We start from the raw sequence: 23,521 nt of genomic DNA, 5'->3' as shown, positions 1-23,521 counted from the left end.
CCGATTGCTTTTCTACCGAATCTACACTTCACTTGAAGGTTAAGAGTCTCTAGGGACTCCTATTTTTACAAAATACGCTGGAAATGAAGAAATAGCAGTCTTTAAAGGCTCTTATCCAACTGCATTTCTTCCGAAACCATACTTGGAAAAATCGGACTTTTATTATGAAATTGACTCCATTATGCAACATTAGGGGTGAGCGGCTGGATCTAGGCAGTAATTGTTGCACTTTTTACAACATCAATCTGCCGCGGATAGGGATTATAGTTTTCGACATGTTCCCCCGCTTAGCGGAGCGTCACAAGCAAATGGCGGGTACGTTAAGTGGAGGCGAGCAGCAGATGCTTGCGATCGGTAGGGCGCTGATGCTCGATGAGCCGTCCATGGGGCTCGCTCCCATTATCGTCATAGAAATCATGAAGATCATTAAAAACATTAACGAACAGAACAAGACAACGATCTTGCTGGTAGAACAAAATGCCAAAGCTGCGCTCAAACTGGCCCACCGGGGTTATGTGTTGGAAACAGGCAACATTACAATGGAAGAAAGCTCGGAAGCGCTTCGCAGCAACGACAACATCGTCAAAGGCTACCTAGGAACACATTAAGCCTATTATTTGGCAGCGCCGGTTCGTAGGAACGGTTTATTTCAAGTATTAGCAGGGGCTGTCCCAAAAGTCATCTATTTATGACATTTGGGACAGCCCCTACTGCTCGTAAATCGATTTTTATTCATGTTCATCAGCTCTTCATATATTATAATAATTATTATGTAGTATCTGATCTAATTATTGACTTTCATCTAGTCGGATGGTACCATTTTATACGAATAAGATAGATTTGAGGAGGAATCATAGCCATGGCAGAGCGTTTAGTTGGTAAACAAGCTCCAGATTTTACAATGGAGACCGCTACAGGTGACGGTAAAGAATTTGGTAAAGTTTCTTTGTCTGATTACAAAGGAAAATGGTTAGTATTATTCTTCTACCCATTGGACTTCACATTCGTATGTCCTACAGAAATCACAGCTTTGAGTTATGCTGCTAGTCAGTTCAAAGAACTGGACACTGAGATCCTTGGTGTTTCCATCGACAGTATCCACACGCACAAAGCTTGGATCAATACGCCAATCAACGATAATGGTCTTGGCAAATTGGAATTCCCACTTGCTGCTGACATCACGAAATCCGTAGCTCGTGACTACGGCGTTCTGATCGAAGAAGAAGGTATCGCGCTTCGCGGTCTATTCATCATTGATCCAGAAGGCGAAATGAAATACGAAGTTGTTAACCACAACGACGTAGGCCGCAGCGTAGAAGAAACACTTCGTGTGCTTCAAGCGCTTCAATCCGGCGGATTGTGCCCAATGAACTGGAAACCAGGCGACAAAAACCTGGTTGTAAAATAAGTTTTTTGAATACATAGAGAAGCTCCTCTGGTTGGCATGCGAATGCGAGCAGGGGAGCTTTTCTTCATGAAGGAGAGCGGACATGACGGTTCCGACGAATTTGAAATATACAAGAGATCACTACTGGATTCGACTCGAAGGGGAAAAAGCTGTTGTCGGGTTAACAGAGTATGGGATCAGCGAGCTGGGTATGCTTGTTTTTATCGAGCTCCCTGATCTGGATACTCATGTGAGAAAAGGGGAATTCATGGGTTCTGTTGAGACTGTAGCGGATGACGAACACGATCTGCTAGCCCCATTATCCGGCCAAATAACATCAGTCAATCGGCTTCTGGAAAGAGCGGTGATGCTGATTCACGAATCTCCTTATGACAAGGGCTGGCTATTTACGATTCAGTGGAGTCAAGGGTCTGAGCTTGAGCAGCTATGGGAAGAGGAAACATATTTGCGGGATTTTTCGCTGGAAGACTGAGTGCTGCGCCATAAAAAGTAAAGAATGCAAGACCACTTCATTGGGGTCCAGCATTCTTTTTTTGTATATAAGCAAATTAGAAGTGCAAGTTTCCGATTTTAGAGTCATTCAGCTTTCGTGAGAGAAGATGGGCTATAGTGTCTAACAATGTTGTATTTCCTACAACAATTCACACGCCTAAAGGCTATTTTGCCACTTGAAGTTGCAGTTTGTACAACATTTCGAGCCTATTTTTGCAAAATCGCCCGTATTGGGCGGAAATGTTGTACATTATGCAACAACGAAGAGAGAGGAGCGAGATTTAGGCAGCAATTGTTGCACTATCTACAACATCATTCAACCGCGCATATAAATTCATTCATCTAGCACCCTTCATGTGACGATTGATCCCGATTTAAGCCACCTCCATGTAGAGCGAGATTGGATGAATGAATCGACGGTTTTGAGGGTAGCGGGTACCGGATCAACAGACGAATATACGAAGCCGCGGTTGCCTGTCCCTGCTGTTTATTTTGAAAATCACTATAGTTCAAATTTGGAAGCGCAGCGTGAAAGGATTGGGGAGTACGATGAACCGAAATGAAAATGTGCTGGGAAGTAAGCGATGGTGAAAAGGTAGACGCTTCCATAAAAATTTTTGGTATGATGGGAGGTGATTGAACTATGAACGGTCCAACAGGGAGGAAATGTGAAAAGACTAACAAAGCTGCCCAAATTGTACGTTTTTCAAAAAGTCATTATCGTGTTCACGGCATTGATTATTCCTGTCTATCTGGTAAATCTATTGATGAATATGATGGGGCAATCCTTTATCAAACAGGAATTTTCGAATTCAATCCAGTCCAAAGTGCAATTTTACTCGAACCAGTTAGATGATCAAATCTCTTTCATCCGAAACCAGCAGCTGCAGGTTATCAACGATTCCGATCTTCAGAAGCTAAACTTTCTATCAGGCACACTTGATGACTTTGAAGAAATCCAACTCGTAAAAAGGGTAAAGGAACGATTGGCCACCATCCAGAACTCCAGTGAGTATTTGCTCAATACTGGGGTATATTTGAAATCATTTGGAAGGACGATCTCCACGCAAAGCGGAATCACTGAGCTGCCGAATCAGGAGTATGAGGTGATTGAAAAGTTCTTTAATTATTCGCCAAAACCATCCTTATACTACAGCAATGGCCGATTGTTTTTTATCGAGTTTGCAAACAATTCAAGTGTCATCGTCTATTTGGAGCTATCCGTCCAAAAATTGGAAAAAACACTGAACCAGCTAGTAGGAAATTATGGCGATGCCGGTGCTGTTCTCACCAATGAATCGTTTAGTTTTGATATATCACCTAAGCATGAAGATGCCATTGTCCAAAGTATATTCAATATCGTTTCAAAAGAGCAGAGTAACAAAACGTTGGATAGTCATATCCTTAAAGTCAGAGATCAAAGTTACTGGGTCACCTCCACCCGTATAAGTACACTAGGACTAACCCTTTTCTCCTATGTAAATCAAAATGAACTTACCGGGTCTCTCAAGAAATTCAATGTTTGGTTAATCATTATGTCTGTGGTCTCGATGGCGATCATTCTTGTTTTTTCATTTTCAGTCAAAATGATGATTCACAATCCGCTAAAAGAGTTGATTGCCGCGTTCAAAACGCTGGAAACGGATAACCTGAACATTTCGATAAGGCCGAAAAATGACATTGAGTTTGGTTACCTCTATAGAAGCTTTGACAAGATGATAGACAAGCTAAAGCAATCGATTCAACAAAATTATGAACAGAAAATAGCGCTGCAGCATTCTGAATTAAAACAGCTGCAGTCGCAGATCAATCCACACTTTCTCTACAATGGATTTTTCAATATTTACATGATGTGCAAGGCCAAAGATTACGAAACGGTTGCCACATTTGCTCAGAAGCTGGGCAGCTATTATCAGTTTGTTACAAGAAGCGGAGAGGATGAAGTACCGTTTGCCAAGGAATATCGACATGCCATGGATTACGTGGAAATCCAACGTATTAGGTTCTCCAATCGGATTCAAGTCGTAGCGGAAGAAATTCCCGATGCGTGCAAACATCTCATGGTTCCGAGACTAATCCTGCAGCCCATCATCGAAAACACATTTGAGCATGCTTTTGAGAACGAACGCAAAGGCGGCAGTATCCATATCAAAGTTACGTGTGAGAATCATAGGTTGTGCATATGTGTGGAAGATGATGGAAATAAAATCACGGATGAGTTCATTCATTCCCTGGATGCGAAACTCGCGAATTCCTTCAATGTGCTTGAAAAGACAGGCATCATCAATGTTTGTAATCGAATCCGGCTGAAGTATGGCGAGGAGAGCGGGTTATTTGTATCCCGAAGTGACTATGGGGGGCTTAAAGCAGAAATCATCATTCAATTCAATTATGGGGGCGGCAGCGATGTATAGACTTTTAATTGTGGACGACGAGCCGGCAATTGTCGAGGGACTTGTACAGATATTTCAGGAAAGAGAGGAGCTAGATCTCGACATCTGCAAGGCTTACTCCGCGTTTGAGGCGATTGAAATTATCAAAAAAACGAAGATTGATGTCGTTCTCAGCGATATTCGCATGCCGGAGAAAAATGGTTTGCAATTGATGGATGAGATCTTATTTTACTGGCCTTCCTGTAAAATTATTTTTTTGACGGGGCACAACGAATTTGATTATGTGTACACCGCTATTCAAAAAAATGTGGAAAGCTATATTCTGAAAACCGAAGAAGATAAGGTTGTCATCGGTGCGGTTACAAATGCGTTAATGAAAATAGAGGATGAGCTAAAGAACAATGATCTTGTTGATAAGGCCCGGAAGCAAATGCTGGTCATGGCACCGCTATTGAATAAGGAAATGTTCGAGGCTTTACTTTTAGGCGAAAATGTAGCCGATCTTCTAGCCGAAGACCTATTTGCGGGACAAGATTTAAAGCTGAAGGGGGATTCCCCTGTATTGATCCTTGTTGGCAAAATGGACTGTTGGCCAGAAGGCATGTCGTATGCCAATAAACGAAACGCGCTTTATTCCGTTAGGAACTTAGTTGAGCAATACTTGCCTTCCTCGATGATAAACGAAGACATTGTATATGAAAATTCGACAATTGTTTGGTTCATCCAGCTGAGTTCCGATACGGACAGGTTTCGAAATGAAGACGATGCCATCGATTGGGGTAGCCTAGTCACCTATTTGAAAGGAATACTGGAATCGGTTCAAAATGCGTGCCGCGATCTGCTTCAAATGGACGTATCTTTCATCATTTCTAGGGGAGCAGTCGAATGGGACAGCATCCATAAGGAATTCGAACTTATGAAAGCGATGATGAAGAAAAGATCCGCTGCTGGGCTCAAAATGACGATCATGGACCTCGGCATGACGAACGAATTTTTCAAAGTAGAACCTGCGAAGGTTTCCGCTTACTCGGATGAATTCAACAAGAAACTGCGATTGCTTGAAAAAAGGCTGGATGAAGGGGACGAGCAGCAAGCTGAAATCGTCTGCAGGGATCTGATCGGCAGTTTGAAACATGATATGGCTCAAAATTACCTTGTCGGTCTAGAAAGGTACTATATGTTTGTACTCGTCTTCCTAGCCTATATCAATGGGCAAAACATTACGGAAAGAATCAAGGAACATAGACATTTCGAGAATTTTGCCATGATGGACATTCCCGGTGATTGGCTAACTACGGAAGCCTTTTATATAGAGCTTGGCAAACAGATATGCATGGAGAAAAAAGAGCAAGTTGACAAGGGCGAAAATTTGTTAGTTGAGCGAATTCATAGGTTTATAAACGAAAACTTGGGTGGAGATCTTTCTCTTGCGAGAATCGCTGAAGTGGTTTATTTTAATCCTTCGTATCTTTCACGTTTTTATAAGCAGCTTACAGGGCGCAATCTTTCTGACTATATCAATACAGCCAAAGCGGAAGCGGCGGTGAATATGCTAGAGGACATGCAGGTGAAGATCAATGAAATTGCTTTGAAGCTGGGATTTGAATCTCCTTCTTACTTCACGGCATTTTTTCGGAAAATGAAAGAAGTGTCACCGCAGGAATATCGGGACTCAATCATTCACAAAACGAGGAAGTAAACAAAACAGAACGATGTAAATAGTTTATTATAGCGATCATTCGCCCCCCAGCATTACAATAAATAGTGTAAAGCTCGAGCCTTTACCATAGATCGTTAACACTGTTAGTTCTCAATTTACGAAAATATGGGGGGTAAAACATGAAAAGAAAGCATGTCAGTTCTGTTCTAGTGACTACACTGATGGTTGCATCGTTAGCAGCTTGCAGCAATAATGAAAGCGCTTCAAGCTCGACGAGTACACCGCAGCAAACTACCAATACCCAAAAAAACGAAACCGTAGATCCATTGGGGAAATACGCTCAACCGATCACCGTTACCGAAGTGCTAGGTTACCGCCCTCCGGAAGACCCGAAAACGCCAAAGGGAATTACGCCCGATCAGAATGCCTATCTGAAAGATTTGAAAGAAATGCTGAATATTGATCTGAAATACTTGTGGAGCGTACCGACCGAACAATACGAGCAAAAGTTTTCTCTTGCTGTTGCTTCCGCAGATTTGCCTGACATCTTGGATCTGGACTCGCTGCAATTTGAGAAATTGAAAAGTCAGGGCATGCTTGCAGATCTGACGGATGCTTACAATAAATACGCATCACCCGCTTTGAAGAATTATATGCAGGTGGATGGCGGGTTTGCTATGAAGACCACAACAACCGATGGCAAACTTTTGGGTATTCCTGGTTTCGAGGATCCGTATTTATCGACACAGCTATTGTGGATTCGGAAGGATTGGCTGAACAACCTCAACCTGCAGCCTCCGAAAACCATTGACGATTTGGAAAAAATAGCTGATGCCTTTGTCAAAAATGACCCTGGCAAAACCGGTAAAAATGATCGATATGGCATTGCGATGCAGAAAGCCCTCATTGGTTGGGGATTTGACGCGAGGGGTGTTTTCAATGGCTATGGTACGGCTCCAAAAGCTTGGATTAAAGGGAAAGACGGCAAGCTTGCAGCGGGTGAAATCCAGCCTGAAACGAAAAACGCTTTGGCCAAGCTGCAGTCCTGGTATCAAAAGGGGCTTATTGATAAGGAATTTGCGCTGAAAGATGAGAACAAGGTTGTGGAAGATATTGTTGCCGGCAGGGTTGGCATTTCGTACGGTGAATGGTGGTACCCGAACTGGCCGCTCAATATTAACAAGGATAAGGATCCAAATGCAGAGTGGGAAGCTTATCAAATTCCATCGCTGGATGGTCAGCCAGGGAAATCGATGGTGGGCAAGGTGCGGATGAGCCACATTATTGCAGTAAACAAAAAAGCGAAAAACCCAGAAGCTGCGATTAAGATGATTAATTTCTATCTCGAAATGGGTAAAAAACAATATCTGGAGAAAAACAAAGCGGAAAACGGGTATGTTTACAATTGGTTCGTGCCTAGAATCTACAACCCTGCTCAAATTGAAACCATTTACACAGAGGTCAACAAGGCATTGGATGCCAAGCAAGAGGCGATTACGCTTGATGATGATAACTACAAAAATGTCGCAGACGTGTTTAAGGCAACCAAGGAGTTCCTTGCAGGCGACACGACGAACGCAACCAAAGGTTCAAATTGGGGCCAATACTATAGCCGTGCAGCTAAAAATGGCGGTTGGGGCATAACGCGCCAAATTCGTGACAGCAAGCAAGTGTTCTTTAACGAGTTTTACGGTGTTCCGACGGAAACACAGGTCGAAAAGGGAGCGCAGCTGGATAAGCTTCTCGACGAAACCTATACCAAAATCATTATGGGCGCATCGATAAGCGAATTCGATAAGTACGTTGAGAGCTGGAAGAAGCTTGGCGGAGACGATATCACGAAGGAAGTAAACGAGTGGTACACGAAGAATGCCGTAAAATAAGGTGAACCATAGAACGGGGGGAGAGGAGTTACTTACAATCTCTCCCCCATTTCATTAAAATGGGACGTTTGAATTTGTGTGCGATTGGAGGCTTCACAGTTGAGAATAAAAACAGAAATGCCGCTGCATCTGATGCTTTTGCCCGGCGTGTTGGTTACACTTGTATATGCTTATGGCCCTATACTTGGAGTCGTGATGGCTTTTCAAAAATTTGAACCGGTGCTTGGTTTTTTTAAATCGAAATGGGTCGGGTTCAAAAACTTTAAATATGTATTCAATCTGCCGGACTTTCATCAGGTCATGTGGAATACGATACTCATTTCATCTTTGAAAATTGCCTTTTCCTTGCTCGTTCCACTCGTATTGGCACTTTTACTGAATGAGATTACAAAAAAATGGTTTCAGCGAATGATCCAGACGAGCATTTTTTTACCGTTTTTTCTCGCGTGGACCGTGCTGGGCGGGGTTATTCTCGAGTTATTTTCATTGAGAGGCCCGGTTAACGACCTGATCTCAAGCTTCGGTCTGGAACCGATTATGTTCATGGGCAGCAACAATTGGTTTCGAGCCATCATGGTCGGTTCGGATGTTTGGAAAGGTATGGGCTACAATATGATCATTTTTCTGGCTGCCATCACAGGCATTAACTCAAGTCTATACGAGGCTGCAGAAGTAGATGGTGCTGGTAAATGGAAACAAATGATTCATATCACATTGCCGGGAATGATGCCCATCATTATTTTAATGAGCACATTAAGTCTGGGCAATATATTGAACGCAGGGTTTGATCAAATCTTGATCATGTATAATCCAACCGTTTATCAGGGTGCTGATATTATTGACACGTTCACTTACAGGCTCGGTCTATTCAGCCAACAGTTTGCGCCTGCGGCGGCAGTGGGTTTATTTAAGTCGGGCATATCCGTCGGATTGGTATCGTTATCGTACTACCTTGCATATAAATTCAGCAATTACCGAATATTTTAGACGGCTGGGGGACTTCTTATGGTTTATAAACCATCGTTTAGCAGAAAGCTATTTGTCGTGATGAATGCCTTGGTACTGACATTCATTACTATTATAGGTATTGTGCCTTTCATTCACCTTTTGGCTGTATCGTTAAGTTCCAACACGGCGGCGATGGCCGGCGAAGTTAAGCTGCTGCCGATCGGTTTTACACTCGATGCTTACGTGTATCTCGGACATAAGGTGGAATTTATTAGGTCACTACGTGTTTCGGTGGAAAGGGTCGTGCTCGGAACGGTAATCAACATGTTTCTAGTTTTTATTACGGCCTATCCGCTTGCCAAAGAAACGGAGCAGTTTCGCTCCCGAACCGTGTATGTATGGTTTTTTGCGATTACGATTTTTTTGGGCGGAGGACTTATTCCGACCTACATGATCGTGAAATCGACCGGGTTGATTAATACGATTTGGGCGCTTATTTTACCTGGAGCACTGAATGTATGGAATATGATTATGATGCTGAACTTCTTCCGAGGCATTCCGAAGGAAATGGAAGAGGCGGCTACAATCGACGGAGCCAATCACTGGACGCTGCTGTGGAAAATATACTTGCCTGTATCGTTGCCAGCGATTGCAACCATTGGGCTTTTTACCATAATAGGACACTGGAATTCTTGGTTTGACGGCATTCTCTACATGAACTCACCGGACAAATATCCGCTGCAAACGTACCTTTCCACGTTAATAACAGCTATGAATGCACAAATGCAGTCCGTTAACGTCGAGCAGCTCAAACAGCTGGAGAATCTCAGCGAGAAAACGCTCCGAACTGCGCAGATTTTCATGGGCGCGCTGCCGATTCTCATGGTTTACCCATTCATGCAAAGATATTTTATCAAAGGTATGACAGTAGGCAGTGTGAAGGAATAAAAATAAGGCGGGATAGACAATGGGGAAAATAACAATTGCATTAATCGGAGCTGGACAAAGAGGAGTCAATTATACGGGATATGCGCTTGAACATCCGGATGAGCTGCAGGTCGTTGCCGTTGCGGAACCGAACCAACAGAGAAGCCATAAGTTTAAATTGCTGCATGGATTGCCTGATGAGATGTGTTTTGAGAACTGGGAGGATTTATTGGCCAGACCTAAACTGGCAGATGCCGTGCTTATTTGTACGCAGGACAACATGCACTATGAACCGACGATGAAAGCGTTGGAAGCGGGATATCACGTACTGCTCGAAAAACCGATGTCCCCCGATCCGCTGGAATGTATCCGTATGGGTGAGCGTTCGGAGCAATATGGGCGAGTATTTTCGATTTGTCATGTTCTCCGCTATACGGATTTCTTTGGAACAATCAAAACGTTGTTGGACGAGGGGGCGATTGGCCAGCTCATGTCCATTCAGCATAATGAGAATGTAGCGTATTGGCATCAGGCGCACAGCTTTGTCAGAGGCAATTGGCGCAAAACCGCCGAATCGAGTCCGATGATTTTGGCCAAATCCTGTCATGACCTGGATATTATTCTTTGGTTAGCTGGGGCGGATTGCACCCATGTTTCATCATTTGGATCGTTGTCTCATTTCAAAAAGGAGAATGCCCCGGAGGGAGCGCCGCAGCGATGCTTGGACGGATGCCCTGTCTCGGATACATGTCCATATTATGCGCCTAAAGTGTACCTTACGGACAATATACACTGGCCTACTTCAGCGATCAGTGATGATCTTAGCTTGGAAGCCCGCACGAAAGCGCTGCAAGAGGGGCCGTACGGCAAATGCGTGTATCATTGCGACAATGATGTAGTTGACCATCAAGTCGTTAATATGGAGTTTGCCAATGAAGCGACGGCTGCCTTTACGATGAGTGCATTTACGAATGACTGCAGTCGAACCCTTAAACTGATGGGAACAAAAGGCGAAATTCGCGCTGCCATGGAGAAAAATGAAATTGAAGTGATTGATTTCGAAACAGGCACGACCAAGCAAATCTCACTTGAAACACCGGGAGGGCATATTGGTCACGGAGGCGGTGACTTCGGCTTGATCCGCGATTTTGTGAAGCTGGTTCAGCAGGGCGGGCAAGGAAAGGGGTTAACTTCTGCAGCTCATTCGGTACAGAGTCACCTGATGGCATTTGCAGCGGAGCGGTCAAGGGTAGATCGAAGAGTGGTTAATATGAGAGAATTTAGATTCGATGGAGCATAGGCGGTGGAGTTATGAAAAAACGACTAAAATACCGAGACGATGGTACGTTTGTCATCGTACAATTTTCCGATGTGGAATTTCTCGACGAATTTGATTATGACCCGGAAACACCGAAGTATGATTCAGAGACAAGAGCTCTTATGGAACGAATCATCGAGGCCGAGAAGCCTGATCTCATTGTGTTTGCGGGCGATGTAATCGCAAGTAACCGGGCGAGAGATCCGATTCAATCGTTCCGCCGAGCCGTTGATGCAGCAGAGCAGAGCTGCATTCCATGGGCGGCCGTGTTCGGCAATCACGACTCGGAGGGTGAAGTGCCGAGGAAAACGATGCATGAGCTGCAATTGCAGCATGAATATTGTGTAGCGGAACCGGATCCAGAAGGCGTTAATGGGGCCGGGAACTTTGTCGTAACTGTAGCCGGTAAGTCCGGCGAAACGGCGGCGGCGCTGTATTTTTTGGATAGCGGCGACTACTCAATAATCGGTGATCGGGTAGGCGGATATGACTGGATTCGCAGAGATCAAATCAATTGGTATGTGGGCAAGTCGCAAGAGCTGACAAGGGGAATCGGTGAACAACCGCTGCCTGCGCTTGCCTTCTTCCACATTCCTCTACCAGAGTACAATGACGTATGGGATTTCCACGTATGCTATGGGCATCGTTATGACTCTTGCTGCTCTGCTCCAGCGATTAATTCAGGTATGTTTGCGGCAATGGTGGAGATGGGTGATGTGATGGGGACGTTTGTCGGTCACGACCATGGTAACGATTTTTGGGGAACGCTACATGGTATTCGTCTTTGCTACGGACGTTCGACGAGATATGTAAGCTACGTGGATGGCGTGCGTCACGATCTGCTGCCTACAGGAGCGAGAGTCATTCGACTGAAGGAGGGGGAGCGCCGGTTCGATACGTGGATTCGCCAGAATGACGGAAGCGTCGTGGAGGAGCAGCCGGAGCATCGGCCGGAAGGTAGGAAAGTGGAGTGAGAAGTGAGTAGTGAGTAGTGAGTCCCCTTCGGCTCCCACGGTTGAAAAATTCAAAAAGGAAAACGATAGTTAAACATTGGAAGGGCTGCCGCGAGGCAGCCTTTTTCTTCACTCCTCTAACGGGCTGTTTAACGCAATGTTGTTGTAAAAAGCGTATCAAGTTTGTGGCCAATTTCCCTGATTTCACGGTAGATTGATGTTGTAAAAAGTGCAACAATTGCTGCCTAGATCCAGCCGCTCATCCCTGATGTTGCATAATGTACAACAATTTGGCCCCCAATAGATCATTTCGCAACAAATATGCTCAAAATGTTGTACGAAATGCAACTTCAAGCTGTAATATAGCCTTTGACGTGTGAATTGTTGTACAACATACAACATTGGTAATCAATATAGCCTATCTTCACTCACAAAAACTGAATGACCATCGCATTTTAGAGTTATGTTAATCAATCAGTCGAACTAAAACCAGTACTCTGAACACAACTTCAATGATTACCGCAAAATAATAGGCAGCTGTTTGATTCCAAACATCATCCAACTGTCGATCCGCTCCAACACATGGGAGCGATCAAGGTGGAACTCAGGGAATCGAGTAAGCAGCGTTTGAATAGCAATTTTACTTTCCAAACGAGCTAATTGTGCTCCTAAGCAGAAGTGAATTCCGTGACCAAAAGCAAGATGGGGATTAGGATTCCGGTGGATGTCGAAGATGTCCGGGCGATCGAATATGTCTTCGTCATGGTTGGCCGAGCCAATCCAGATATTGACCATTTGTCCGGGAGTTAGTGTTTGCCCGCGTAGAGCTGTGGTCTTTTTTACCGTTCGAATCATCGTTTGAACAGGTGAACAATAACGAAGAACTTCCTCAAGAGCTTGTGGAACTAAGGAGCGATCCGTCAAAAGCTGCTCTTTTACTTCTGCATGGCTATCGATGAGGAGCAGTGCGGAGGAAATGAGGTTGGTTGTGGTTTCATTTCCCGCTACAAGCAGCAGGATGCAGAAGCCGATCACTTCCAGATCGCTTAATTGTTCACCATCTGCCTTTGCGCGGACGAGACGACTAATCAGATCATCCTGCGGTTCAAGCCGTCTCTGATCTGCTATAGCGGTAAAATAGTCACTCATCTCTTGTTGGCATTGATAATATCGCTCGGAGTTGTTTCCGACCAGCGCATCTGACCATTCTTTGAAACGCTCTCGATCTTCCTGAGGAATACCTAGCATTTCGGCAATGACGATAATCGGCAGCGGACTTGCAAAATCATGAAGCCCATCCATCTTACCGTTTGCTTCCATTTGGTCACACAACGCATTCGCTATCGCCTCAATCTTTGGCGTCAATCCTTCGATGACCCGAGGAACAAAAGCTTGAGAAACAAGCATCCGCAATTGCCGATGTTTAGGCGGATCCTGTCTTAGAACACTCGCCTCAATCGGATCTTTCATCGTTCCTACACCTTGCGAAGAAAAATGCTCATGGTCGGAAAAAATCGCTTTGACGTCTTCGTATTTGAAAACGTCCCAGGAATCGGTCTCCTTTTTAAACGATACGGGGGAGGAGGCACGCATTTCTTTAAAATAAGACAAAGGGATCAATTCATTAACCGTTCTCGAATCCAAATGTTTCACCATCGCTTCCATCTTATTTTATTTGAACTGACTAGTCAGTATAATAACTCCAAAAAAAGGGGCGGTTACTCACCGTTAGTCATAAACAAACCTGACGTAATGATCGTATAAAAGAATTGTTCAATATGATCACGAGACAATTCGTTGTTGTTGTTGTTCAAAAAATAATTAGATGCGCTGTCGAGCATCCCAACGATCCCCGCCGCGGCCAAATTGCAGTTAACATCACGAAGCACGCCTTCATGTTTCCCTTCTTCCAAAACGTCGGCAAGAAAATGAATGTAGTCGTTCCTAAGTTTCTTCAGTTCTTCCAGTACTTCCTGATCGATACCGTTGGATAGCTCATTGAAAACGATATGCGCTAAACTGCTTGATTCCAAAAACAAATCGAGATTGTGCCTGATGATCCTTTTGATTTGTTCTTCCAAAGTAAGATTGGCTTTAAGATCAGCCTGTACTTTATCAATAATCTCCTGAAAACCATCCTTAACAAGCGTCTTAAACAATTGGGCTTTACCTGGAAAGTGATAATAAAGCGTACCTTTGGCGACATTTGCTCTCAAGGCAATTTCATCCATACTCGCCCGATGGTAACCGTTTTCTGAAAATACTTCAACCGCTGTCTGGATAATTTTCTCTTTACTCAAGGATATCCGCCTTTCGATACGCAAGGTAGAACTGACTGGTCAGTACAACAAAAGTGTAACATATTGGAAAAAGAGATGTCAACTGCACCGCGAGGAGATTTTGCTTTCAAAATGAAATGAAAAAACCTCCCAGAATGAACAAGTGTTCAAATCCATAGGAGGTAAAATACGTTAAAGCTTTTTTACTTGGTAAGCTGTTTATATTTGTTCAAGTACTTTACGACGGTCAGCACATAAGTGGCGTGTGACCAAGTGAGTGGAGCAACGGATACCGGTTCACCTGTGAAAGGGTCTAATTGTTCCGACAGAACGCCGCTTTCCATTGCGTGTTTGACAACCCATTCAAGCGTTTGACGCGGTGCTTCGAGATCCGCCAGTGACTTGGCGTACTCAATTTCCCATTCGGCAATCCATAGTGTACAAATAATCCATGGGTTGCCTGGTACGTTCTCAATATCCGTAGAGCGTTGGAAGTAATAGTCGTGATGATAACGAGCGACCCCCCCTACTTCGGTTTTGATCATGAGTCCAGCTTTGTTGGCTTTCATCGTGCTCACCACACGATCATCATCAGCAGGCAGAACGCCGAATTCAAAGATGCCGTAAACGGAGCTTTCGAGCGTCATATCCTTTACCCATTCGCCATCTTCCATATACAAGCCGCGAACGAATCGTTGTTCTCCTTCGTCCCACAGATGCTTGAGGATACCGGATTTGATTTTCTCCGCTGTATGCTTGTAACGATTGCTTCGCTCTTCATCCCCGAACAGATTACTGAAGTTGGAAGCGGCAATTAGTCCGCCATAAACCGCTGATGCTGTAAACGTAAATATACCGTAGCGTTCTTCCCACAGATCATAACTTGGCTTCGGCAAGTTCAATTCCTGATCAATGTAAGTGGACATGAATCTGGCCGCTCTGCGAATGAGATTGCGATAGAGGGATTGGGCGAATTCAAGACTTCCATTTTTCTGGAAATCCTGCCAAAGGGCATATAGCACAAGGGCAGTCTCATCTTCTTGAATAGGGAGCTGTACCCGTCCGGAATGAATGTATGGATGCCAACTGGAGCCTACGGTGCCGTCCGGATTGTATTTATGATGCAAGTAACCTTCGGGTGACAGCACGTTCGCACAGAAGTTAAAGAAAGGAATAATCATACCTTGGTAACCGGCCATGGACATGGAATAAGCAATTAAAGCACCGTCTCGAGGCCACATATAACTGTAATGATCGCGGTTGCTTTGCATAATATCGGAATCGTTCGCAGCGATGATCGCACCGTTTACATCCGTTTGGGTCCTGACTAGCAGTAGACTTTGTTTGAAAAGCCGTTGGACTTCGAGCGGCAGATCGCCGTAATCGCGTTCAATTTTGTTTGCCCATCTTTGCCAGTACACGGTTACGCGGTCAAGGAGTTTACCAGGGTGGCTGTCTTTGACATAGGCATCGAGCTTCTTGACTTCCTCCAGCGTTTTGCCTGCACCCATCCAATAATAGAGCGTTTGGTTGGCGTTCGGCGGTACGAAGAGTCGAAAAGAAATGGTGCTATCGACAGATCCTTGAGCAATGGCATTGCCCATCAAATGCCCATCTTCCGCGTCGCGCCAAGTTCCCTCGGCATTATAAAATCTTTTGACACCTGTAGAGTATTGATAAATGCCCTCGGTTCCTGTACTGCCGTTAAACATAAAATATCTGTCTTTCTTATAATGGAATACCGTATTATTCGCTGGATAGTAAGCGGCTGTATCCCCAACTTCTGTCTCATTAATGAGCAAGTCTTGATTGAAGAACATACGTATTTCGCGAACGGTACTATTGTGATTCGTAATTTGGATACGTTTGAGATAAATATCCTCGCGCTGATGAACCCCGTCATTCATAAGCAGAGTGACACCAAGACCGGGATGCGTAGCTGTCACTTCGGTGACGAGTGAATCCTCGACATAGGCAAGTTTAAATTGCCATTCAGGGGCATTCAGCCAGGCGAAGGAACCATCCACCCATATACCAACACGGCATTGATAACCGCCAATATGGTTAAGCTGGCCTACGAAAGGATAATACAGATCTCGCATGTAGGAATGCTGATCGAGGTTAATAAGAAATTTTCCGTTTCCGATGACCAGATGTCTAGGCAATAAAATCACTTCCCCACTCGTTTGTTTGATCGCGCGATTCAGAACCCGTCCTTGAGGTATCCAGCTTGGGATATCGCGTCCTCGTTTCGATAGTGACTAGGACATAGTTAGCACAGGGCTTGCCAATAGGTTACCTAATTATTACCAAGGAATCAATGATTGTTTGAAAAAATTCTGAAAATTCCCACTGGTCACGCTTACAAACTGGCATAGTTATCCATATTATTTCATTATTTCCTTCTGGTTGGGGAATATACCTGACCGCTGTGGGTGAAGGAGAATCAATTTTTCGTAAGTTTCTGTTGTCAACGCGCTGATTTGCTCCCAGTGAAAGGTCTCGCTGACTTTGCTCAAAGCAGCCGCAGCGAGTTCGTTTGCGTCGTCAGGCTTTTCTAGAAATTGGGCAATCTGAAAAGCTAGTGCATTTGCATCCCCCGGGGGCACTTTGCAGCCGTTAATGCCATGCTCGACAATCTCAGCAAGACCTCCCGTATCCGATGCGATGAGTGGCGTACCGCTTGCCATTGCTTCCAAGGCTACAAGACCAAATGGCTCATAGAGGCTTGGAATTACACAAAGCTCCGCGGATAACAAAAGCTGACTTTTATCGGTCTCATCTAGAAATCCTGTAAAGCTGACGCGGTCACTTAACGGAGCGGCCAGTCTCTCTAATCCTTCAAGCTCGGGTCCTGTACCCGCTATAATCAGCTTAGCTTCAGGGTAACGTTTGAGTACAAGCCGCATGGCAGATATGAGGATATGCACGCCCTTTTCATAAACAAGCCTCCCAAGGAAAGCGATAATTCGATTCTGCTCTTCACCGCTAAAAAGAGCATTAGAAAGAAGCGGATTAACAGTCTCAAGGGAAACAGGAGTTGCGCGAAAAGGAATAACACCATTAGGTATATGAGTCGTTTTATGGATAGGTACATGAAATAGGCGAATGACTTCTTCCTGCATATATAGGCTGCAGACAACGAGCTGATCGGCTTCGTCGGTTAACTTATTTTCTAAGGCATGGATCCGTTGCTGCACAGGGGTATCCAGCTTCCCTTCATTTCGGCCATACTCGGTGGCATGGATCGTTGCAAGGAGCGGGAGATGAAGCGCATTTTTGGATTCTTTGGCAGCGTAAAAGACAAGCCAATCGTGAGCATGAATGAGATCGAATTGCATGCCTTGCAAAGTTAAGCGGTGGATAGCATCGGTGAAAGTCATATTCATTTGAAATACCCAATCCAGAAAGTGAATGGCTCCAGTGGACTGGAGAACTTCTACACGATGAATATGCACCCCATCAGACCGCTCATAGGGAAGACAATCGGGTGCAAGGCACGTAATGACATGAACTTCATGGCCGAAGGCAGCAAGATGCTTAGATAAGTCACAAACAGCTCTCGCGAGACCACCGATGACACGCGGCGGATATTCCCATGCGAGCATAAGAATACGCAGAGGTGTGGACTTGGCATTGGATGAGAGTTTTAATGAAGTACTATTTAAAGAGCTGTTCAAAGAGCTGTTCAAAGAGCTGTTCAAAGAGCTGTTCAAAGAGCTGTTCAAAGAGCTGTTCAAAGAGCTATTCAAACTTATGGAAGTGCTAGTTTGGAAAAGATGGTAATGGAGCTCCGGCAGAAAAGGGGACCTCCGTTCTAAGGAAATCACAAATTCGGATAGCTCTTTGTCTGAGGCTGCTGTTTCTAGCCCGTTAAGTAATTTATGGAAATGGGATAAATGCGTTTCTATGCGGTTAGCCGCATAGGCGGTTACCGTTTCCGCATCTAGGATGAATGTCCAGTCGCTGCTTTGCGCGAGCATAAGCTCTCTCGCGGCTTGATCCAGTGCACGCTGCTGCATCTTCGTGAGCAGCTCGGGGTTCGGGTGCTTTTGCGCAGCAAGCACCATACGATCCTCCGCCGCGTGCAGCAGCGGATGTACCCACTGGCTGCGCGGCTGCAGCCAGACCTCAGCGTAGCCGCCTCGGCCCCAGCTCGACACGGGAAGCGCAGCTTCCGTGGTCGGCGCATGGGCGGCGGCGTAGCCGCCTAACGTAGTCGTGTCCACGACTACGCCCTCTAGGCTGCGCGCGGCAGCGAGCCCGCGCAGCACAGCCTCAAGCCACTGGTGGCCTTCGTACCACCAGTGCCCGAACAGCTCGGCATCGTATGGACATACGATGACCGGCGGTTCCGCCGGCCGCGCTTCGCGGTCGCCGGCGGCCAAAGCTAACGCCTCGCGCTCCTCAGCGAGGCGGCGAAGCTGCGCCACCCGGCTGGCGACGAAATGCTCAGCATCCTGCTGAGCTTTCTGAGCGGCCCGCGCCGGGTGGTAGGGCGCTTTGGCGTCACCTGAGGCTGCGCCGGTGACGCTGTAGTACTTGAAGCCCGTGTGTATGCGTGCGCCGTCCGGCAGCACATAGGGCTTCAAGTACTCCCACTCGGCCCCGCCGTCTTGGCCGAGGTCGTAGCCGATATCGCGATAATACTCGCGATAATTGGCATCGCTCGGGTACCCGACTTCGGCGCTCCATACCTGGGCGCCGGCTTCGAGGTCCCGAGCAAAGGCGCAGGCGCCGCTCTGCGTGCGCAGCGGTGTCCCCGCCGCGTCCTTCGCTTTCGTGGTGCCCTCAACTACCGGGCCCCTCGTTATGGTCACGTCCTCCTGCGGCGTTATCACAGCCTGCGCATGCGCATGGGCGTCCGCTACGAAGTAGCGAAGACCAAGTGCCTGCAGGTGGGGCTCCAACGCAGGCGTATAGCCGCACTCCGGCAGCCAGATACCAGCCGGAGCGGACCCAAAATGCCGCCGGAATTCCGTTACGGCGGCTTCGAGCTGCGCGCGCAACGCGGCGTCGTTCTTGACTAGCGGCAAGAACGCATGCGTCGCGGCGCACGTGATTAATTCTAAGCAGCCAGTGCTTCTTAGGCTGCGGAACTTACCAATCAGATCGCCCCGAAGGCGATCGTACAAAGCCATAAGCCGATGATACTGGTCGGCATAGAGCTTTGCCGTAGGACCGAAGTCGGGATGGCCCCATAGACGAATAACTTCACGCTGAGCCAGTTCGCACAACGAGGTCAGATGCTTGCGAAGCCTCATCTTTAAACGTGAATCCTCGAGCATGGCAAGCAGCGTAGGGGACAAAGACAAAGTGAGATGGAAAGGCACTTCATCTTCAAGAAGCCGGTCCATCATTTCGATCAAAGGAAGATAGCTATCGACAACGGCTTCGAAGAACCATCGCTCTTCTAGGGTGATGCTCTCCTCTTCATGTCGAACATAGGGGATGTGGGCATGTAAAAGCAAGGCAACGAAACCTTGTACATTAGAGCTGGTGCTCACGTTGGCATTTAGGTTTGTGCTCAATCAGTATCGCCTCCAGATTCCGTATCTGCTGAGTATGCGGTCTTCGGTGAATACACCGAATAGGCAGAGAAATGCTCATTAGCTTCAGGCGTCAGTAGCTGAAAGGAAACGGCAATAGGCCGGTACGTATCTAGTTGATCATTCGTTATTTGGTGATAAGGAATATCTTGATTCGTTTCTATAGGGGGAGTCTGAATCGTATTGGAACGCAGAAGCGGGAGAAACTGCCCCTGTTCATTCACAATGCCAAGATCCGCAAAGTAAATTTGGCCTGGGTGGAACCCGCTCAGAAAGCATGATTCTCCTGAGGGGAGATGAAGTTCTGAGACGCTGTCAGCTTGGTAGCTATCTATAGGTAGATTGGTTGCATGATAAAATCGCAAAGTAGGCTGAAGCTCTTTCCAGTCTTTATCGAAATGTTCCTGTACCATGTTCTTTTTTCGGACAGAGAGCTGCCAGTAGGCAAAAAGAACAGTCGGAGACTGGATTAGTAAGTGAAAGGTATCCCGATCTATAGGATCAACAGAGAGAGCTTGGGTAGGTATCGGACTCACCTTTTCTCAGGGTAGTTAGTGAAAATAAGCTGCAAAGATCTTGAGCAACATTGTAGCATATGCACTATACAAACGAAAAATCTCCACCCTTATGTAAAAGGGGGAGATCACATGTATATCCTTTACTTGGTTGGATTTTGCCCTTCCATGTACCGGTTTTCCGTAAGTCTCATTAAGGAATCGTACCGATTCACCGAAGAAAATATCAAAAGGTATTCATCCTGTTTGACATTGGTATACGATGCTTTGAAACCGGTATGATATTGCACGGTCATACTTGAGGATTGATCGTCATACTGCACAAAAGCGATCTGTCTAGAAACGCTTGGAATCATATTCACGCCGCTCTCCCCTTCATCATAAGACTTCGGAACCACGTATCGGATATATCTATACTATAATTATGCTTACACAAGTGCGTTTAGAATGTGTCCACGGTAGGAATGGACAAGTTGCTCAGCAAGCTCAGGATCCGCCGATTGGGCTACGAGCTGAAAGACAGGATCATCGGCATCAGGCAGCAGCAGGACAGACCCATTCTCATGGTAAAACTTAATGCCATCGATTAGATCAACGGGTACATCTTTCGTCCGCTCCATCATGCTCCGCATAACCTCTCCTTTGGAATCCCAAGGACAATCGACACGTTCACGTAGAAGATGAAAGCTAGGAAACAAGGAGAGCAGATCCGAGAGCGGAATGCCGGTTCTTTCCAAATGGAGAATCACCAGTCCAATGGCAAAGAGAGAATCGAACAAGGGATGTATCCTCGCTTCTTGTGTAGCTTCCATGATGGCCCGTGACCATTCCTTCGTACGAACGATCTTCCCGCCAAGTCCCTCCGCCATGCTTTCTAGAAGCTGGGGGGCACTGACGGGAGCACCAATGGTTGCTCCTGGACGGCTGTGCAGGTAACAAAGATAGAGGAAAACGGTTTGTAAATCGCTGTCTACAAGCTCACCTTTTTCTGTTATTAACTGTATGGTTCGTCCATCATCGTGAACACGTAAACCGAGACTTGCGCCAGATAGCGGAATAAAGACGTGAAGCGGATCCTGCATACTTGTAGAAGTAACATGGATAGCTTCAAGCCCCAGTTTTTCGAAAAATGGAACCATGAAAGGCTGCAGCCAAGAACTCGCTTCAATGACGATGCGAAGAGGGGATACAAACGGATGATCGCGTTCATATGCGATTTCTTGGGCCAAAGCATTTATATAAGTTTGTAACCAGTGCACTTCTTCTTTGTAACTGCCAATCTGCTTCATAGTGGCCCGTCCATAATCTTCTTGCCAAAAGCTGTTTTCCACTTTACGCTCTGCTGATTTCGGAATAGGCATTCCTTCAGCGTCCAAACAGAGTAGGCTGCATACATCGTTTTCTTTGCCGGACCACTCGAGGTGAATTCCCCCAGCAGCACCTAAATGACGAATAGCAAAGGTAGACGCAGGTGCAAAGCAATCCCCTAAATCAATAACATGCGTACCTACAGATTGTAGGCTCGCTGTAAGTGTACGCTTTAATAAACGAGTGAACGTATGGGGAGCACAGCTTACCATGAGCGTTTTGCCGGGGGCTAAGGTTGCTCCATAGGCTGTGGCGAATTTAGCGACTAATTCCGGTGTTAAATCTAGATTAGGAATACCACTTACACCGCTTGTCTTGAATAGCGTTTTGGTTGCATGATCTCCCCAAATATAGGAGGTATGAAGTAGGGTCTTATCACGAATTTGTTTATGGGGCCAAATTTTCACGTTGGGTTCAATGCGGCTTTTCGCGCCGATGACCACATGGTTGCCAACAACAGAACCATCCCCCAAATAGGAGGCTTCTTTACAAATAATCCGACTAGTCAGTGTGGAACCGGCCAATTCGTTGTGCTCAGCAATATGGTTATGATCCCACAGCACGCTTCGCGTTAATTTGCTCCCTTTGGAGAGTCGATTATTTTGCCCGATGATGCAGTATTCACCGATCTCTACTTCATCTTCCAGCCTGCTCCCTTTCCCAATGAAAGCTGGTCCGATCACACGTGCGGTAGCGCTGGTTTCAACATCATCTGCGATGTAGACACCGGGGCGGATCTGTGTTCCGTGAATGTCGAGCTTCACTTTCCCATCGAGCATGTCAAACTGGGTTTGACGATACTGCTGCAGGTTGCCGATATCCGTCCAATATCCAGAGCTGATATAACCATAGAGCCCTTTGTTTTCTTCGAGCAAGGCAGGGAAAAGCTGCTGGCTGAAATCAAATTCTTGCCCCAGCGGTATGCGTTCTAGCAGCTCGGGCTCCAAAATATAAATACCTGTATTTACCGTGTCACTGAAAACTTCACCCCAGCTTGGTTTTTCCAGAAAACGAGTAATTTGTCCTTCTTCATTCGTGATAACAACACCATATTCCAAAGGATGGCTGACACGAGTCAGGATTAACGTAGCTTTGGCTTGCTTTTCTTTATGAAAAGCGAGTGCTTGCTTCAAATCGAAATCAGTTAATGCATCCCCGCTTATGACAATAAAAGTATCGTCAAGAAACTCGTGCGCATGCTTGACACTCCCAGCTGTACCTAGGGGACTTGTTTCTTCAAAATAATGGAGATTGACGCCAAAAGCTTGTCCGCTGCCAAAAAAGTTGCGTATCACTTCAGGTTTATATTGCATAGTAATTGCTATGTCCTGAATGCCGTGATTTTGGAGCAATTCAATGATATAGGCCATGCAGGGCCTACCGAGAAGAGGCACCATGGGCTTGGGGAGATGACAAGTAAGGGGACGAAGTCGAGTTCCTTTGCCTCCGGCCATAATAACAGCCTTCATTGTGGTACCTCCTTAGAGTTTTGCTTTAGCAAAACTAGCATCGTAAGCATTAACCTTAGAGTTTTCATAGAAAACTTGAATCGTAAGCATTAACCTTAGAGTTTTCGTAGAAAACTAGCATCGTGAGCATTAACCTTAGAGTTTTCGTAGAAAACTAGCATCGTAAGCATTAACTTTAGAGTTTTCGTAGAAAACTAGCATCGTAAGCATTAACTTTAGAGTTTTGCTTGAGCAAACTGGCATAGTAAGATCGTTTTCCCGTAATTGTGTAGGCAAAGGGAACGTCAATCAGCTATTTGTGTGATTTCCCCCCAAATGCTGCACCTTGAGGAACGTCGTTCCGCTATTCCTTATAAATA

General features: G+C 45.8%; 17 protein-coding genes and 1 pseudogene. 11 read left to right on the top strand and 7 right to left on the bottom strand.

Features of this window, described 5'->3' with window-relative positions; translation table 11 throughout:
- Window positions 1-266: 266 nt before the first annotated feature.
- The 11 genes and pseudogenes from ASG85_RS25605 to ASG85_RS25560 all read left to right on the top strand — a co-directional run.
- Window positions 267-608: pseudogene (locus ASG85_RS25605) on the top strand (ABC transporter ATP-binding protein); the annotation flags it as partial.
- Between the two features lie 251 nt (window positions 609-859).
- Window positions 860-1,408, top strand: a complete 549-nt coding sequence (locus ASG85_RS25600) for a peroxiredoxin (RefSeq protein WP_057304672.1) — start codon at window positions 860-862, stop codon at window positions 1,406-1,408.
- A gap of 82 nt (window positions 1,409-1,490) precedes the next feature.
- Window positions 1,491-1,880: a glycine cleavage system protein H gene (locus ASG85_RS25595; protein ID WP_057304673.1), complete on the top strand. Its 390-nt coding sequence runs from the start codon at window positions 1,491-1,493 to the stop codon at window positions 1,878-1,880.
- A gap of 424 nt (window positions 1,881-2,304) precedes the next feature.
- Entirely contained in the window at window positions 2,305-2,463 is a 159-nt protein-coding gene (locus tag ASG85_RS38180) for a hypothetical protein (protein ID WP_156390098.1), read from the top strand.
- A 105-nt stretch (window positions 2,464-2,568) separates the two neighbouring features.
- The gene (locus ASG85_RS25590; RefSeq protein ID WP_057304674.1) at window positions 2,569-4,314 is read left to right on the top strand and encodes a sensor histidine kinase; all 1,746 of its coding nucleotides are present in this window, start codon (window positions 2,569-2,571) and stop codon (window positions 4,312-4,314) included.
- A complete protein-coding gene (locus ASG85_RS25585; RefSeq protein WP_057304675.1) occupies window positions 4,307-5,992 on the top strand; it encodes a response regulator in 1,686 nt (561 codons plus the stop codon). Before ASG85_RS25590 ends, ASG85_RS25585 begins: the two co-directional genes overlap by 8 nt.
- 140 nt (window positions 5,993-6,132) lie before the next feature.
- Complete coding sequence (locus ASG85_RS25580; protein ID WP_057304676.1) at window positions 6,133-7,836, top strand: extracellular solute-binding protein; 1,704 nt, start codon at window positions 6,133-6,135, stop codon at window positions 7,834-7,836.
- 117 nt (window positions 7,837-7,953) lie between these two features.
- Window positions 7,954-8,823 carry an ABC transporter permease gene (locus tag ASG85_RS25575; RefSeq protein ID WP_057305085.1) on the top strand — a complete coding sequence of 290 codons (870 nt, stop codon included), beginning with the start codon at window positions 7,954-7,956 and terminating at the stop codon, window positions 8,821-8,823.
- Window positions 8,824-8,841: 18 nt separating this feature from the next.
- Window positions 8,842-9,732 (top strand): carbohydrate ABC transporter permease, encoded by an 891-nt coding sequence (locus ASG85_RS25570; protein WP_057304677.1) that lies wholly within the window; start codon window positions 8,842-8,844, stop codon window positions 9,730-9,732.
- 19 nt (window positions 9,733-9,751) lie between these two features.
- Complete coding sequence (locus ASG85_RS25565; RefSeq protein WP_057304678.1) at window positions 9,752-11,011, top strand: Gfo/Idh/MocA family protein; 1,260 nt, start codon at window positions 9,752-9,754, stop codon at window positions 11,009-11,011.
- 11 nt (window positions 11,012-11,022) lie between these two features.
- Window positions 11,023-12,003 carry a metallophosphoesterase family protein gene (locus ASG85_RS25560; RefSeq protein ID WP_057304679.1) on the top strand — a complete coding sequence of 327 codons (981 nt, stop codon included), beginning with the start codon at window positions 11,023-11,025 and terminating at the stop codon, window positions 12,001-12,003.
- A gap of 495 nt (window positions 12,004-12,498) precedes the next feature.
- On the opposite strand, the gene ASG85_RS25555 is transcribed toward ASG85_RS25560, so the two are convergent.
- The 7 genes from ASG85_RS25555 to ASG85_RS25525 form a co-directional block, all read right to left on the bottom strand.
- Entirely contained in the window at window positions 12,499-13,638 is a 1,140-nt protein-coding gene (locus ASG85_RS25555; RefSeq protein WP_156396810.1) for a cytochrome P450, read from the bottom strand.
- A 62-nt stretch (window positions 13,639-13,700) separates the two neighbouring features.
- Window positions 13,701-14,282: a TetR/AcrR family transcriptional regulator gene (locus tag ASG85_RS25550; protein ID WP_060648120.1), complete on the bottom strand. Its 582-nt coding sequence runs from the start codon at window positions 14,280-14,282 to the stop codon at window positions 13,701-13,703.
- A 182-nt stretch (window positions 14,283-14,464) separates the two neighbouring features.
- Window positions 14,465-16,426, bottom strand: a complete 1,962-nt coding sequence (locus tag ASG85_RS25545) for a glycoside hydrolase family 15 protein (protein WP_057304681.1) — start codon at window positions 16,424-16,426, stop codon at window positions 14,465-14,467.
- A 222-nt stretch (window positions 16,427-16,648) separates the two neighbouring features.
- The gene (locus ASG85_RS25540; protein ID WP_060648119.1) at window positions 16,649-19,792 is read right to left on the bottom strand and encodes a 1,4-alpha-glucan branching protein domain-containing protein; all 3,144 of its coding nucleotides are present in this window, start codon (window positions 19,790-19,792) and stop codon (window positions 16,649-16,651) included.
- A complete protein-coding gene (locus tag ASG85_RS25535; RefSeq protein WP_082562289.1) occupies window positions 19,789-20,346 on the bottom strand; it encodes a DUF4912 domain-containing protein in 558 nt (185 codons plus the stop codon). Before ASG85_RS25535 ends, ASG85_RS25540 begins: the two co-directional genes overlap by 4 nt.
- Window positions 20,347-20,468: 122 nt before the next feature.
- On the bottom strand, window positions 20,469-20,681 hold the full coding sequence (locus ASG85_RS25530) for a hypothetical protein (protein ID WP_052228876.1): 213 nt from the start codon (window positions 20,679-20,681) through the stop codon (window positions 20,469-20,471).
- Between the two features lie 72 nt (window positions 20,682-20,753).
- Window positions 20,754-23,162: a sugar phosphate nucleotidyltransferase gene (locus tag ASG85_RS25525; RefSeq protein ID WP_057304684.1), complete on the bottom strand. Its 2,409-nt coding sequence runs from the start codon at window positions 23,160-23,162 to the stop codon at window positions 20,754-20,756.
- Window positions 23,163-23,521: the final 359 nt, after the last annotated feature.

Source organism: Paenibacillus sp. Soil724D2, assembly GCF_001427935.1.
In the GTDB taxonomy this organism is placed as follows: domain Bacteria; phylum Bacillota; class Bacilli; order Paenibacillales; family NBRC-103111; genus Paenibacillus_E.
Note: the sequence above shows the minus strand (reverse complement) of the source record. Positions and strands in the feature narration are given on the sequence as shown.